Source organism: Vibrio sp. MMG023 (assembly GCF_021654215.1).
GTDB lineage: Bacteria > Pseudomonadota > Gammaproteobacteria > Enterobacterales > Vibrionaceae > Vibrio > Vibrio jasicida.
Window position 1 is genome coordinate 186,547 of the sequence record NZ_JAKFZP010000007.1, and the last position, 14,907, is coordinate 201,453.

Annotated in this window: 12 protein-coding genes; 11 read left to right on the forward strand and 1 reads right to left on the reverse strand. The window is 46.9% G+C overall.

Going from position 1 to position 14,907, the window contains the following annotated elements; genetic code table 11:
• Positions 1–395: 395 nt before the first annotated feature.
• The 9 genes from L1076_RS21875 to L1076_RS21915 all read left to right on the forward strand — a co-directional run bounded on the left by L1076_RS21875 (position 396) and on the right by L1076_RS21915 (position 11,530).
• Positions 396–1,727, forward strand: coding sequence for a carbohydrate porin (locus tag L1076_RS21875; protein WP_038869775.1), 1,332 nt, complete (start codon positions 396–398; stop codon positions 1,725–1,727).
• A 418-nt stretch (positions 1,728–2,145) separates the two neighbouring features.
• Entirely contained in the window at positions 2,146–3,150 is a 1,005-nt protein-coding gene (locus tag L1076_RS21880; protein ID WP_045424808.1) for a LacI family DNA-binding transcriptional regulator, read from the forward strand.
• A gap of 22 nt (positions 3,151–3,172) precedes the next feature.
• A complete protein-coding gene (locus tag L1076_RS21885) occupies positions 3,173–4,420 on the forward strand; it encodes an extracellular solute-binding protein (RefSeq protein WP_038880189.1) in 1,248 nt (415 codons plus the stop codon).
• Positions 4,421–4,480: 60 nt separating this feature from the next.
• Positions 4,481–5,470 (forward strand): sugar ABC transporter permease, encoded by a 990-nt coding sequence (locus L1076_RS21890; RefSeq protein ID WP_038869770.1) that lies wholly within the window; start codon positions 4,481–4,483, stop codon positions 5,468–5,470.
• A 1-nt stretch (position 5,471) separates the two neighbouring features.
• Positions 5,472–6,356, forward strand: a complete 885-nt coding sequence (locus tag L1076_RS21895) for a carbohydrate ABC transporter permease (protein WP_038880193.1) — start codon at positions 5,472–5,474, stop codon at positions 6,354–6,356.
• A 23-nt stretch (positions 6,357–6,379) separates the two neighbouring features.
• On the forward strand, positions 6,380–7,729 hold the full coding sequence (locus tag L1076_RS21900) for a GH1 family beta-glucosidase (RefSeq protein ID WP_042600346.1): 1,350 nt from the start codon (positions 6,380–6,382) through the stop codon (positions 7,727–7,729).
• A complete protein-coding gene (gene ugpC / locus L1076_RS21905) occupies positions 7,729–8,823 on the forward strand; it encodes a sn-glycerol-3-phosphate ABC transporter ATP-binding protein UgpC (protein ID WP_038869766.1) in 1,095 nt (364 codons plus the stop codon). Before L1076_RS21900 ends, ugpC begins: the two co-directional genes overlap by 1 nt.
• 134 nt (positions 8,824–8,957) lie before the next feature.
• Positions 8,958–9,980 (forward strand): substrate-binding domain-containing protein, encoded by a 1,023-nt coding sequence (locus tag L1076_RS21910; RefSeq protein WP_038869764.1) that lies wholly within the window; start codon positions 8,958–8,960, stop codon positions 9,978–9,980.
• A gap of 209 nt (positions 9,981–10,189) precedes the next feature.
• Positions 10,190–11,530, forward strand: a complete 1,341-nt coding sequence (locus L1076_RS21915; protein WP_237304464.1) for an MATE family efflux transporter — start codon at positions 10,190–10,192, stop codon at positions 11,528–11,530.
• A gap of 84 nt (positions 11,531–11,614) precedes the next feature.
• On the opposite strand, the gene L1076_RS21920 is transcribed toward L1076_RS21915, so the two are convergent.
• Positions 11,615–13,294 carry a pseudouridine synthase gene (locus L1076_RS21920; protein ID WP_237304465.1) on the reverse strand — a complete coding sequence of 560 codons (1,680 nt, stop codon included), beginning with the start codon at positions 13,292–13,294 and terminating at the stop codon, positions 11,615–11,617.
• Between the two features lie 246 nt (positions 13,295–13,540).
• Here L1076_RS21920 and yidD point away from each other — a divergent pair, with 246 nt between their 5' ends.
• The gene (gene yidD / locus L1076_RS21925; RefSeq protein ID WP_237304466.1) at positions 13,541–13,891 is read left to right on the forward strand and encodes a membrane protein insertion efficiency factor YidD; all 351 of its coding nucleotides are present in this window, start codon (positions 13,541–13,543) and stop codon (positions 13,889–13,891) included.
• A gap of 31 nt (positions 13,892–13,922) precedes the next feature.
• On the forward strand, positions 13,923–14,897 hold the full coding sequence (locus L1076_RS21930) for a DUF3137 domain-containing protein (protein WP_237304467.1): 975 nt from the start codon (positions 13,923–13,925) through the stop codon (positions 14,895–14,897).
• Positions 14,898–14,907 lie beyond the last annotated feature (10 nt).

A 14,907-nucleotide genomic window follows, 5' to 3' on the forward strand; every position in this document is an offset into this window, starting at 1 on the left:
TAGTACATGGAATAGCAAAGCCCTTAATTGTGATATGAAGCATGTTTGTTATTTATGTGACTTGTTGAATTTGTAAGAAATTTACGAAGTATGAAATGTTTCATGATTATGAAATGTTTCATGTCATCATGAGTGGATTGCTCTTATTTTGCACAAATTAACGTGATAGAAATTAAACAATCCTGTGAAATGAAAGCGATTTCAAAATGTAAAATCTAACAAGCGCTATTTTAACTATCTGATTTTACGAACTAATAAATATTTTGAGTTTCACGCGTTGTTTCATGTCATTTTGAACACGATGGCCATGTGAAGCCGTAGCGGCTTTTCAAACGTTTCATTCCTTAAGATCCCTATTGAAATAATTACACCTACTAAAAACTTAGGGAAATCACATGAAAAACTTAAAGGTTTTACCTCTCGCGCTTGCAGTGGCCGCTTCGCTTGCTTCTCTCTCTACTTTTGCTGCCGATTCTGATGTAGAAGCTCTGGAAAAACGCATTCAAGAACTGGAGAATCGCATCGATCCTAATTATGTTGATGATCAACAACCGGCTGTACTGACTCCGGATATTGAGATTCCTTATGGTGTTGTCTTCTCCGGCTATGCTCGCTACGGCGCACATTATCAAGCTGGCGACCAGAAATACGTGATGGTTGATGGTTCATTTAATGGGTCATCAGCAATTGGTCGATTAGGTAACGAAGGCAACGGCGGTGAATTCCAGTTAGCGAAAGCGTTCAAGAATGACAGCGGTGCGATCTGGGATGTGGTTGTGATGTTCGATCACTGGGGTGATGAAGTAAACCTTAAAAAGGCTTACGCAGGGGTAACGAATGTTTTCGAAAGCCAGCCGAATGCTTACATTTGGGCGGGTCGTGATTTCCATCAACGTCCACAACAAGGCATCAATGACTACTTTTGGATGATGCATGATGGTCAAGGTGGTGGTATCAATAACCTTGAGCTTGGCTCTGTGAAGCTGGATTTCGGTGTGGTTGCAGCGGTAGAAAATTGTAGCCCAGAAATTGTCGATCCAGGTTCAAACCCTTCTATCTCATGTACGGGTGGTGCAGGAACGGGTGACAGCGGCGCATACGCTTTCACTTCTAAATTGCATGGTATCGACATGGGTTTTGCAGATCTAGAGTTGTACGCAAACTACGGCTTTGATTCCGAAGCGATTGATAGCTCTGAGCACATAGACGCGTACCAATTGGGTGCGGTGATTTCTCGTGCACACGATAGTGGTTCAAACCGTTTAGTATTGCGTTATTCAGACAATGCCGATAACGGCGTATTCTGGAAAACAGAAGACCTCACTACGATTTATGCAAGTTTCGAAGGTAATGCCGATCTCGGTGAAAAAGCCGCGATTGAATACCTATTGGCTTACCACGATTATTCCGTTGATGGTTCAAGTGCGGTGGAAGATGAGCGCACCAACTACAGTGCTATCGTACGTCCGATGTACTTTTGGAACGATGCACACTCTACGTGGTTAGAAGCAGGCTACCAGATGGTCGACTACGCACGTGCTGACGATGACAACACAGGTTGGAAAGTCACCCTATCACAAAACATCTCGTTTGATTGGGGCGCTGGTGCTCGACCAATGCTGCGCTTCTACGCAACAGTCGGTGAGGTGGACAACAAAGCGACTGGCATCAACGATCCTAAGCAAGATACGGTTAGCCTAGGTGCGATGTGGGAAGCTTGGTGGTAAGCCATCTCAAATTACACTCTTAACTCTCTCTATTTTGTCATGGCGCTCATTGCAGCCAGTTGAGTGCCAAACTGTCCATTCTTAACCCTATTTTGAGCCGCATTTGCGGCTCTTTTTTAGTTTCTTACTCGCCGTTTTTGATTCATGGATCGATATTAAAGAGTTGTGAAATCAATGCCTTTGCTTGGTTTTATTTGAGCGTAAAATAACCATTTCATGAAACGGTTTCATGAAATGAAAGCAAACTGCCACGCGCCTCATTCTTTCAAACATTGCCCGAATTTAAAGGGATTTCGGTGTGATTTCTCTCACGATAACACATCAGTGAATCCGAAATACTAGCTGCCATGAAAGCGGTTTCGAGGAGCTTGTCTCGAAGCAAGATTGAATCTTGAGGTTCAAGTGGAAGAGGTTTCTTGTGGCGACGATTAAAGATGTATCTGAATACGCTGGTGTTTCTCAGGCTACGGTTTCTCGTGTGATCAACGGCACCAGCCGAGTGAGTCATGATAAAAAGCTGAAAGTCGAAAAAGCGATTCAAACACTTGGCTATCGTCCTAATTCTATTGCGCAGGCATTGGCATCAAGCCGTACGGGCAGCATTGGCATCATAGTGCCGGAGCTTGGTGGTCCATTTTACTCTGGCATCTTACACAGCATGGAAGAGCGTCTACGTCGTTTTGGCTACCACGTGATTGTTACAGCGGGTTCTAACTCAGAACAAAGTCAGCGTGAATCAGTGGAGTTCCTGCTTGGTCGACGCGTTGATGCCATGATTTTGCACGCACAAAACCTAACAGATGATTATTTAATCGATCTTAAAGAAAAGGGTATGCCGGTGGTGTTAGTTAACCGCTTCATCCCTGAAATGGCACAAAGCTGTATTGAGATCGACAACGAATTTGGTGGCCAGTTGGCGACCGAATACTTGTTGCGTATGGGGCATCGCAACATAGCGTGTATCACCGGCCCTCTGGACAAGTCCGATGCACGGGGGCGTCTACAAGGTTACCGCAAGGCTCTTGAAGAAGCGGGAATGGAGTATGACGAAGCATTGGTCTCAGAGGCCGGTTTTACCGAAGAGTCTGGGGAAAGCGCAATGCGCAAGTTGTTGAAGCGCGATTGTCATTTTACTGCCGTATTTGCTTGTAATGATCACATGGCCTTTGGTGCTTATGAAGTGCTTAAAGCCCATGGCGTTGATGTTCCTGAGCAAGTATCTCTGGTTGGATTTGATGACATTTTGTTTGCGCGCTACCTCACGCCAGCCCTTACCACAGTTAACTTCCCTATTGAGCAAATGAGTGCTGAAGCTGTCCAGCTCGTGATTCAAATCCTCAATAAAAACAAACGAGATGTGAACTTCAAATTATCACCGGCCTTAGTGCCAAGAAGTTCGGTCAAGGAACTGCATACCCTATAAAACGATAATTAAGGACAACAACATGAAACTGAAAACTTTGACGCTTGCGATGACCGCTGCATTGGGTGTGGCTGCGACGGTAAACGCAGCTGATGAATCCAAAATTCGCTTTGATGGCTTCCCAGATTTCGACAGCAGTTTGAAAGTGCTGCTACCGGATTTCGAGAAAGAAACAGGGATTAAGGTTGATTACCTGATGAATAACCACGGTGACCACCACACGAAGCTGACTACTAACTTGGCGACGGGCTCTGGCGCAGGGGATGTGATTGTTGTTGATGTAGAAAAAATTGGTCCATTCGTTGCTTCTGGCGGTTTAGTCAATCTGTCTGAAAAATACGGCGCAGACAAATACGCAGAAAGCTTTGCGCCTTATGCATGGGCACAAGGTAAAGGTGCTGACGGCGATGTGTATGGTATGCCAGTCGATCTAGGTCCTGGTGTTATGTACTACCGCACAGACATTTTTGAAAAAGCGGGCATTGATATCAACGAAGCGATCAAAGATTGGGATTCTTACATCGCGGCGGGTGAAAAACTTAAGCAGCAAAACGTTCAATTGATTGCGTCGGCTGCGGATGTGGCACAAGCGATCATCTTCACCACAGTACCCGAGGGGGAAGGTCTTTACTTTGATAAAGACGGCAACCCAGTAGTGACGTCAGAGCGCTTTGTTCACGCTTTTGAAGTAGCGAAAGAGATCCGTGATAAAGGCTTGGACGGTCGTATTCTTGCGTGGTCAAACGAATGGTACGAAGGCTTCCGTAACGGCACATTTGCAACACAGCTTTCTGGTGCTTGGCTACTTGGTCACCTAAACAACTGGATTGCGCCAGAAACAGCAGGCAGCTGGGGCGTATCTAACCTTCCTGATGGTATTTACGGAAGCTGGGGCGGCTCATTCCTATCGATTCCTACGCAATCTAAGCACCAAGATGACGCTTGGAAGTTGATCGAATACATGACAACTAAGCGTGAGATTCAACTTAAACACTTCGACACTATTGCAGCATTCCCTGCAAACACCACAACTTACGACGACCCAATGTTTGAAGAGAAAATTGAGTTCTTAGGTGGTCAGCAGGCGCGCTTACTGTTTGCAGAAGTGGCACAAAACATCAAACCAGTGGCACCAGCAAAAGGCGACCACGTTGCTCGCTCTATCATCTTAGAAAATGCACTGATGGAAGTGTTGGATGAAGGCAAAGACATTGAAACGGCATTGAAAGATGCAGAGCGCATGATCAAGCGCCGTACTCGCAACATGTAAGCAATTTGCTATTTGGTAAGCAAGGAGGGCACCACGCCCTCCTGATGAGAGGTCGTTACTATGAATCAGGCAGCGAGCAAGGTAATGGAAACATCAGAGCGTGAGAGTATTTTTTCTCGTCTAAATTTGAAAGCGCTTACACCGTATGGATTCCTACTGCCGTTTTTGATTATTTTTTCCGTGTTTGGGATTTTCCCGTTACTGTTTTCTATTTTTCTTTCCTTCCATGAGTGGAACCCTGTTGAAGGTTTGGGGGCGATGGATTATGTGGGTTTTGAGAATTACCACATTGCACTGACCGACCCGTGGCTTTGGCGTTCATTAAAGAACACACTCTGGCTAGCTGTAACTTCTGGTGTCGCGCAACACTTGGTGGCATTGCCTGTTGCGTACATCTTGGTGTCGCTAGGAGACCGCTTCCGTCATTGGTTGACGTCGGCTTACTTCTTGCCGTTCATCACTTCAACGGTGGCTGCGTCGCTCATCTTCTTTAACATGTATTCGCCAAACTCAGGGATCATCAACCAAAGCTTGATGGCGTTGGCAGATAGCACGCTGTTCGGCTGGGCATTCTCTTGGGTGAACGACTTCCAGCCAATCCGTTGGTTAGATGACGCTACTATGGTTAAACCTTCTATCGCCATCATGGTGTTCTGGAAGTACACCGGTTTCAACATTGTGCTTTACACCACTGGCTTGATGACGATTCCTAAAGACATCCTAGAAGCGGCACGCATGGACGGTGCAAACGCATGGCGTCGTTTCTGGAGCATTTCATTGCCAATGATTCGCCCATTCATCTTCTTTGCGGTCACCATGACCATCATCGGTAACTTGCAGTTGTTCGAAGAACCTTTCGTCCTAACGCGCGGTACGGGTGGTACAGGCCAATCAGGTTTAACCATCTCTATGTACCTCTACAAAGTGGGCTGGGAGTGGTTAGAGATGGGGACTGCGTCAGCGATTTCATGGTTACTGTTTACCTTGATTGCAGGCTGTACGGCGATTCAATTCTTCTTCTTCGGTAAGAAAGGTCTAGGGGAGCAATAAGATGACTACAACTACCTTACCTGCGGCGCAGCGTTGGCGTCCAAGCGATCGCAGCATCGAGATCTTTACCAAGATATTAATGGTGATGCTCGGCACTGTGTTGGTGGTGTCTGCCATCATGACTGTATTCCCATTCATTTGGTCGGCGTTGCTATCGACGCGTGACCGTACTGAAATCTTCGGCACAGGCATCAGCTTTGCGATTGGTGACAGTCTCGCGGTGAACTATGCAAAGCTACTGGAAATCATGCCGTTTTGGCAGGCGATGTTTAACTCCATCTACATTGCTTTCTTAGGCACCACGATTTCACTGCTGTTTTGTAGTATGGGCGGTTATGCGTTTGCGGTGTACAAGTTTAAGGGCAAAAACTTGCTGTTTGGCATGTTAGTTGGCTCGATGATGATTCCACCTGTACTGAGCTTGATCCCGTACTTCATGATCGTGAAATTCCTTGGCTTGCTCGATAACCACCTTGCCGTTTGGTTACCGTTCACGACCACACCATTTGGCATCTTCTTAATGCGTCAGCACGTAGTGGCATCGATTCCGAAAGAGCTGTTAGAAGCGGCGAAGCTCGATGGCGCGGGTGAATTTAGAACTTACTGGAGCGTGGTATTGCCACTGATGAAACCGGCTCTCGCAACCCTAGCAATCGTGCAGTTTGTCTTCTTCTGGAACATGTTTATGCAGCCACTTGTGGTACTGACAACGCCAGAAAATTACGTGATTACGCAGGCACTGCGAAGTGTGCAGGGCATTCCGAATACGCCGTGGGGAGCGGTGATGCTCGGAACGACCATCTCCATTTTACCGTTAGTGATTACTTACTTATTTGCCTCTAAACAGATGATCAGCGGTTTGACCTCTGGTGCCGTCAAGGGCTAAGCGAAATAAAAGGTTTTATAACAATGAATAAATTCCAATTACCACAAGATTCTAAACTACGCAGCCCAGAGTTCTTATTCGGTGTCGCAACGTCTTCTTATCAAATTGAAGGTGGCGCACAACTGGGTGGGCGTACGCCTTCAATCTGGGACACCTTTTGCGATAAGCCAGGTGCTGTCGATAACGCAGACAATGGCGACGTGGCGTGTGACCATTTCCATCTTTGGAAGCAAGACATCGAGATGATCCAAGGTTTGGGTGTGGGCGCTTACCGTCTATCGATGGCGTGGCCTCGCATCATTCCTGAAGATGGTAAGGTGAATGAAGAAGGCTTGAAGTTCTATGAGCAAATCATCGATGAGTGCCACGCTCGCGGTTTGAAGGTTTTCGTGACTCTATACCACTGGGATCTACCGCAATACCTTGAAGACAAAGGCGGCTGGCTAAACCGAGAAACAGCCTACAAGTTTGAGGAATACGCAAAAGTAGTTAGTGCTTACTTCGGCGACAAAATTGATTCGTACGCAACATTAAACGAACCGTTCTGCTCTGCTTATTTAGGTTACCGCTGGGGCGAGCATGCTCCGGGTCTTAAGGGGGAACGTGAAGGTTTCTTGTCTGCGCACCACTTGATGTTGGCCCATGGTCTTGCGATTCCACACATGCGTAAGAATGCACCCAATGCGATGCACGGTTGTGTCTTCAATGCGACGCCAGCTTACCCATACAGTGACGCAGACATTGGTGCGGCAGAATACAGTGATGCAGAAGGCTACCATTGGTTTATGGACCCAGTACTGAAGGGGGAATACCCTCAAATTGTGTTGGATCGTCAGGCGCATAACCTACCTATGATTCTGGAAGGTGACCTCGATATTATTCAAACTGACTTGGACTTTATTGGCATTAACTTCTACACCCGTTGTGTGGTGCGCTACAACGAACATGGCGATATTGAAACAGTACCTCAACCGGAGCAAGAGCACACATTCATTGGTTGGGAAATTCACCCACAAGCGCTGACGGATTTACTCCTGCGTTTGAACGACCGTTACCCGAACCTACCACCACTTTACATCACTGAAAACGGCGCGGCTGGCGATGACCATTGCATTGACGGCGAAGTGAATGATGAGCAACGTGTGCGTTACTTCCAGCAGCACCTAGAAGCGCTAGATGCAGCTATTAAGGCTGGTGTGAAGGTCGATGGTTACTTCGCTTGGAGCCTAATGGATAACTTTGAGTGGGCTTATGGTTATAAGCAGCGCTTTGGCATTGTTCACGTGGATTACCAAACACAAAAACGCACCTTAAAAGCGAGCGCAATTGCTTATCGCAACATGCTGCTAGATCGAGCAGAGGAGAACCAGTAATGGCAAAAGTCGAATTCAAAAACATCAAGAAATCCTACGATGATGTTGAGGTTGTGAAACACTTCGACTTTACGGTTCAAGATGGCGAGTTTGTGGTTTTTCTCGGTCCTTCGGGCTGTGGTAAGTCGACTACACTACGTATGCTTGCGGGGTTGGAAAGCATCACTGGTGGTGAGATTTACGTCGGTGACAAGTTGATGAACAAAGTCGATGCCAAAGACCGTGACCTTGCGATGGTGTTCCAAAGTTATGCACTGTACCCACATATGACGGTTTACGAGAACATCGCTTTTGCCCTTAAGCTAAAAGGGATGCCAAAAGACCAAATCGATGTCGAAGTACGCAAAGCTGCGAAAATGCTTGAGCTTGACGCGTTATTAGAACGTAAGCCAAAAGAGTTGTCTGGTGGTCAACGTCAACGCGTGGCAATGGGTCGTGCAATGGTACGTACGCCAAAAGTATTCCTGTTTGATGAGCCGTTGTCGAACCTAGATGCCAAGTTACGTGGCGTCATGCGTGAAGAGATCAAACACCTTCACCGTGAACTGAAGACCACTACCATTTACGTGACACATGATCAGATTGAAGCCATGACATTGGCGGATCGCATCGTGATTCTAAAAGATGGTTATGTGGCTCAGGTCGGTACACCAACAGAAGTGTTCCAACGCCCGGCAAACAAGTTCGTGGCGCAGTTCATTGGTAACCCATCAATGAACATGCTGGATGCGAAGCTAGTGGGTGAGGAAGGCAACTGGGAAGTGGAATTGGGCGAGGTTCGTATTCCGTTGCCAGAACGTTTTAAAGCGCATGCGTCTAAGAACTTAGCTTTGCACTTTGGTGTTCGTCCAACGGATATCCATCTGCGTGCAGAACAGGTAGATCACGATCGCGTACTGCCGTTCCCTGTCAAAATTAAAGACAAGGAGCTACTGGGCGCCAGCATTCTATTGAAGACTGAAATCGCGGGCCAGCCTTTGATGGTGGAAACTCAAGCCGCAGAAGTGGATGTGGACACACTCACACTTTACTTAGATTTGGATGCTATTCATCTATTTGATGCGCTGAGTGAAAACTCGCTCGCAACATTCTAAACCCCCGATATGAAAGCCAGTGCGCGTTTGCGTACTGGCGACTTATCTAGTTCTCATTTCCCTTATCAAAACGTTGTCGCGCTCCCCGTCGCAACTTATATTTTTATTATTAGCTTGCTGGGAAAATTCCTACAATGAAAAAAAATAAAAAAGCGGCATCCATTTATGATGTGGCAAAGTTGGCGGGGGTTTCCCCGAGTACCGTTTCACGTTTCCTCAATCGCACGACGTATGTCTCTGACGAGAAAAGTCAGAATATTGAAAAGGCGATCAAATCACTCGGTTACAAACCGAACTATCAAATGGGACAGGGCACCAATACGCGTTCAATGACGATAGGTGTGCTGATCCAGCATCCTGAAAGTCCACATTCCAGTCGTATCTTGAATGACATGGAAAAGGGGCTCAATGCACAGGGGTATTCACTTGTGATTGCTACAGGGCATTGGCAGCGTTCACTGGAATCTCATGCTTTGGAGTATTTGGCAAAGAGTAATGTAGACGGTGTAATCATCGTGACGGGCAGTTTAACGGAAGAGCAGATTCTCGATTATGCCCAGCGAATTCCCGTCGTTGCTGTTGGATATGACGTGATAGGTGACAAGGTTCGATCGATAAATATAGATAATGTATTGGGCGGATACATGGCGACGCTGCATCTAATGCAACAGGGCCATGTGAATATCGCCCATATCAAAGGGTTGTTGAATCAACCGGATGCGGTGGCTCGTTTTGTAGGATACAAAAATGCCCTGCAAGAAGCAGGTATTAAAGTGTTGCCAAAATTGGTCAAGCAAGGCGATTTCAGCAGTGAAACCGGTTATGAAAAAACCGTTGAGTTGATTGAATCGAAAGTGCACTTTTCAGCACTGTTTGCCGCCAATGACCAAACGGCCTATGGGGCGATAAAGGCATTGCATGATCATGGTATTCGTGTGCCTCAAGATGTCTCTGTGATTGGTTTTGATGACTTGCCAACTTCGCAATATTTCACACCCGCGCTTACCACAATGCGTCAACCGATTGAAGAAGTTGGTGCAGTTTGTGCTGAGTCCATTCTCAATTTGTTGAGCGGAGATAGGCACGAAGTTCGTCTGCCACCGATTGATCTGATTGTCCGTCAATCGACTGTGTCTAAGTTTCGTTCTCCGAGTTAAAGTGCGTCTCTAATCCATTAGAAAATATTTTGCGAAACAGGCGAAATATCGCTGTATTTGTGACCAAAGTCCGTCTAGAATTCGCGCCTGCATTTTGTTGATTAAATACACAATCAACAAACATAGCCAAATTCTAAGAAATCTAATTTTTTGAACTGCCTCACAGTTTTCTGTGGGGCAGTTTTAGTTGTAGGAAAGGTCCCAAACACATGCCTAAAAGCCAGAATATCAACCAACGTATGTCCATCGTGGCATTGGCTTGGCCGATACTTGTCGAAATTTTGCTACGGACGGCTTTAGGAACCAGTGACGTATTCATGTTGAGTGGTTACTCAGACAAAGCCGTGTCTGCGGTCGGCGTTATCACTCAATTAACGTTTTTCCTGATCATCGTATCCACCTTTGTCAGTAGTGGCACGGGCATTTTGATTGCGCAATATAACGGTGCAGGGCGTGAAAGAGAGTCGGTCGATGTCGGTGTCGCCAGTGTTGCGTTATCGGTCATTGTTGGTGTTTTCTTAAGTGTACTCGCCGTGATTGGCGCGGTGTTCTTTTTGCCGTATTACGGCTTAGAAGCTCAGGTTGAGCAATATGCGCGCGAGTACCTGCTGATCAGCGGTGCGATGACGTTCAACGTCACCATCGGTATCGTCTTTACCACGATTCTGCGTAGCCACGGTTATTCACGCTCGCCAATGGTAGTGAATCTGATTTCTGGTGTGTTCAACATCATCGGTAACTACATTGCGCTGTACCAGCCGTTTGGTTTGCCTGTTTATGGCGTTGAAGGTGTTGCAGTAGCGACAGTGGTCAGCCAAGTAATCGGTACGTTATTGTTGGGCGTGATTTTGAAACGCAGCAGCATTGAACTGCCTATGTCCAAGGTAAAACAAGTGCCGAAAGACGTGTTCAAGAAGATCTTAAAAATCGGTGGCATGAACGCGGGTGAGGTGCTGTCTTACAACATGGCGCAGATCTGTATCGTGTATTTTGTAGTGCAAATGGGGACGTCATCACTTGCGGCGTTTACTTATGCGCAAAACATCGCGCGTTTCTCGTTCGCCTTTGCGTTGGCCATTGGACAGGCGGCTCAAATTCAGACTGGCTATTACATAGGTAAAGGTTGGGTAACCAGTATTCTGAAACGCGTGCAGATTTATTTCTTAGTTGGCTTTGCTGCATCAACGGCGGCAACGTGTTTGATCTACCTGTTCCACGAAGAGATTTTGAGTGTATTTACCGATCAGCCTGAAATCTTGGCATTGGCGGGTGCATTGGTGATGGGCTCAATCGTGCTAGAAGCGGGCCGCGTGTTTAACCTTATCTTCATCTCGGCACTGAAAGGGGCTGGTGACATCAAGTTCCCAGTACAGATGGGTATTCTGAGCATGTGGGGCTTGGGTGTGGTGTTCTCTTACATCTTGGGTATTCATTTGGGCTACGGCGTGATTGGTGCGTGGATGGCAATTGCTCTGGATGAATGGGTACGCGGTATCATTATGGCAAGACGCTGGCGCTCTCAAGTATGGACCAAGTTTAAGGTAAGTTAACCTTATCCTTTCTCGCTCTAAAACGTAAAAAAGGCACTGAAATTCAGTGCCTTTTTGCTATCTATTCTGCATTGATAAGTCGCTTTAAAACTCACACTCTGCTTGGAAACACATACGCTCTTTGTTGTACGGGTGGTCCAACTCCAACATCTCCGCGTGTAAATGCAGACGGTCGGCTTTTTCGCCATACAAGCCGTCGCCAACCATCGCCATGTTCAAACCCATGTGGTGAGCACTGTGTACACGCAGTTGGTGGGTTCGTCCTGTTTTCGGGTACATGTACACCTTGCTGCGTCCGTCTTTCACTTCAATCAGCTGCCAGTAAGTTTCTGCAGGTTTACCGTGTTCAAAGCACACCAGTTGACGTGGACGGTCATCCGGATCGCCGCGCATCGGTAGCGAGATTACACCTTCAGGCTCGGTCAAGACACCTTCTAGCAGCGCCATGTAGCGCTTCTGTACGCCGCGAGTGATGAACTGTTTTTGCAGGCTCTTGTTTGCTCGTTTGGTTAAGGCAAATACGAGAATTCCCGACGTCGCCATATCTAAGCGATGAATTACGAACGGCCCTTCGACATCTGGGAACATCGCTTGCAGGCGTGTGTATGCTGAATCCTTGATGGTTTTCCCCGGAACGGAAAGCAGGCCCGAAGGCTTGTTGACGATCACCATGGCTTCGTCTTGGAAGAGAATTTCCAGTTCTTTATCTTCCGCCCAGTTCTCTGCTAATGGGTTTGGTTCGACATCCAAACCTTGCAGCATGTGCCCCAAAATAGGTTGGCATTTGCTGTTGCAAGATGGGTAGAACTTCTTGTGCTGACGTACTTCAGATTTCGGCGATACGCCCCACCAAAACTCCGCCAAGGCAAGTGGCTGATAACCATGTTTGTATGCGAACTGAAGCAGTTTAGGCGCTGCACATTCACCTGCACCTGCTGGTGGTACTGGATTGGTGGTAGGAGTAAAAATGTCCACCAAATCACGCTCGGCACTGTGGTTGTCCAAGAAGCGGTATTGCTTATGCAGTTTGTGCTGCAGCGCATTAGACAAATCTTTGCGCTGCTCTTTAAGTTCTGCCAGTGTTTGTTCTAGCTCGGTTAAGCGCGCTTCTTTGATTGCGAGCTTTTCGTCCCAAGCTTGTTTGAGGTACTTGAGCACATTCTTCTCAGCCACACTCTGTTTACCCAAATCATCCAGTAGCACTTTCAATTCTTCTGGGGTCAGTGTTTGTTCGCCATGTTTGCGCTGCTGTTTACGTTCGGCACGACCAGCAATCATCACTTGGCGATGGGCATTCTCTTCTTGCTGATACGCTTCACGGTCGGCTTTGATTTCTGCTTTCAGTTGTGCCAGTTCAGGGTTGGCAGCAAAGGCTTTGTATTCCGCGTTCGCAGCATTGATGGCATCTGTCTCACCTCGGAAGAAACCTTCTTCTGTCAGCATGTCGAATACGGGTGGAACAAAACCTGGAAGCAAGTTTTGATCGGCAATCTTGCCAGAGAAAGCGCTGAAATAACCAAGCTCACCTTGCGGGTTACGTACTAGCAAAACACCGAACATCTTGCCGCGTCCGTTTTGCTCATCCTCAAGACCGAAATCGTGTTCGAAGTCAGTTTGTGTCATTAGGTGCTGCTGCAATTGCCCGGCAGCCAATACACACAATGGGTGAGGCGTGTAGTAGAACGGAAACGTAAACTGCGCCGGCAAGTCGTAGCCAGAAATGTCCGCAGTAAATCGAGTAAAGCATTGTTCAGGCGAGTGCATGAGAGTGAGTCCGCGCGAAATAAAAATCGAGCACGGATTGTACCTGTTTTGGCAGTGATTGCTATTCGAAGGCGCTCCTAGGCTAGCTTTGTCGGCTTGCCTTTACTTCCTATCTCAATGATTTTCATCGCTTAGAGCGCAGAAATCAGGATTGCGTTTGAAATGATTAATTTGAGTGATGTACTGTTTTGATTGATAGTTGAGAGCATGGTTCTCGAATGACTCATTAGATGCAAAAGGAAAAGCATGTCTAAACTGGTGTTGGCATTGATACGATTTTATCAACGCTATCTTTCCCCACACAAAGGCTTCCGCTGCGCTCATGCGGTGTATTACGGCACGGATTCTTGTTCTGCTGCCATCAGTAAAATGATTCAACGCAAGGGAGTGATCTCTAGCTATAGCAGCGTTCAAAACCAATTCGAACGCTGTCGACATGCGCATCAACGTCTGCAAAATGGGGATTCTTCCCGTAACCGAAAAAGGCGTAAGAACAAAGACTCATCTTGTGTGACAGATATGGGGTGCAACTCTTTGGACTGTCTTCCTAGTGATGCGTGTAGCGGTGGTAATGATTCATCTTGTAGTTGTTGGTAATGGACTCAACTCTAAAAATGAAAGGAAAGTGATGACGACAGATCAGCTCAAAACACTGTTTGAAAATGACGTAAGGCACAAACTCGAACCGCTTGAAGCTTTACGTTTAGAAGCACTGCGTCGACGCAAGTTTCTAGGTTTGGCGGTTCTGGGTTTCTTTGGCACAGTCGTGTTTGACCTCACTACCTCCGCCATGATGTTTGTTCTTTTGGCATTGATGCTCGGCGGTTGGGCGTACTTCAATCAAAAGCACAATCAGTTTCGCACCACCTACAAGCAGCACATCATGCAGAGCTTGTTAGCGCACATTGAGCCCTCACTCACATGGGACCCAAATCGTAAACTTTCCAAAGAAGCCTTCGAGCGCAGTGGTTTGTATTTAGACCGTTGTGATGGTTTCGAGAGTGATGATTTTATTTCAGGCACCATTGGAGAGGCGAAGGTGGTGATATCTGAGATAGAAGCGTCGAAGCTCATCAGTTCAGGAAGCGATAGTTCGAGTAAGCATCACGTGTTTTTTGCGGGGTTGTTTTGTGAAATAGACGTTCCGATGAATGACGACGTTTGCACCTTTGTTTTGAGTGACCGCGATGATGGGCCAACGCTTCGTGAAAAGCTGTGGGACCGTTTCTTCAAGATTCAGATAGGTAAAAGAGTGCGAATGGGTCACCCAGAGTTTGACCAACAGTATGAGGTGTACAGCGACGATTTAGACACCGCAAAGCAACTGCTGACGGATGAATTTATCGAGCGTGTGCTGACTTTTCATCGTGAGAGCGAGTTTTCTCGCTTGTCGTTTTCTCAAGTGAACGGAAAGCTCTATATTGCCATTTCGCATTGGAAAGAACTGTTTGAGCCAAAATTGGATGAGCCAGCGGGGGAGTTTGAAGCCGTTGCTGAGATTTATCGCGAACTCGATTTCTTGATTGGCACCATTCACAGTCTGGGGCTGGCCAAACCAATGGTTCAGTCCATGGCGGAATCTAGTACCTTGGCTACCGCCTAATTTCCTCATT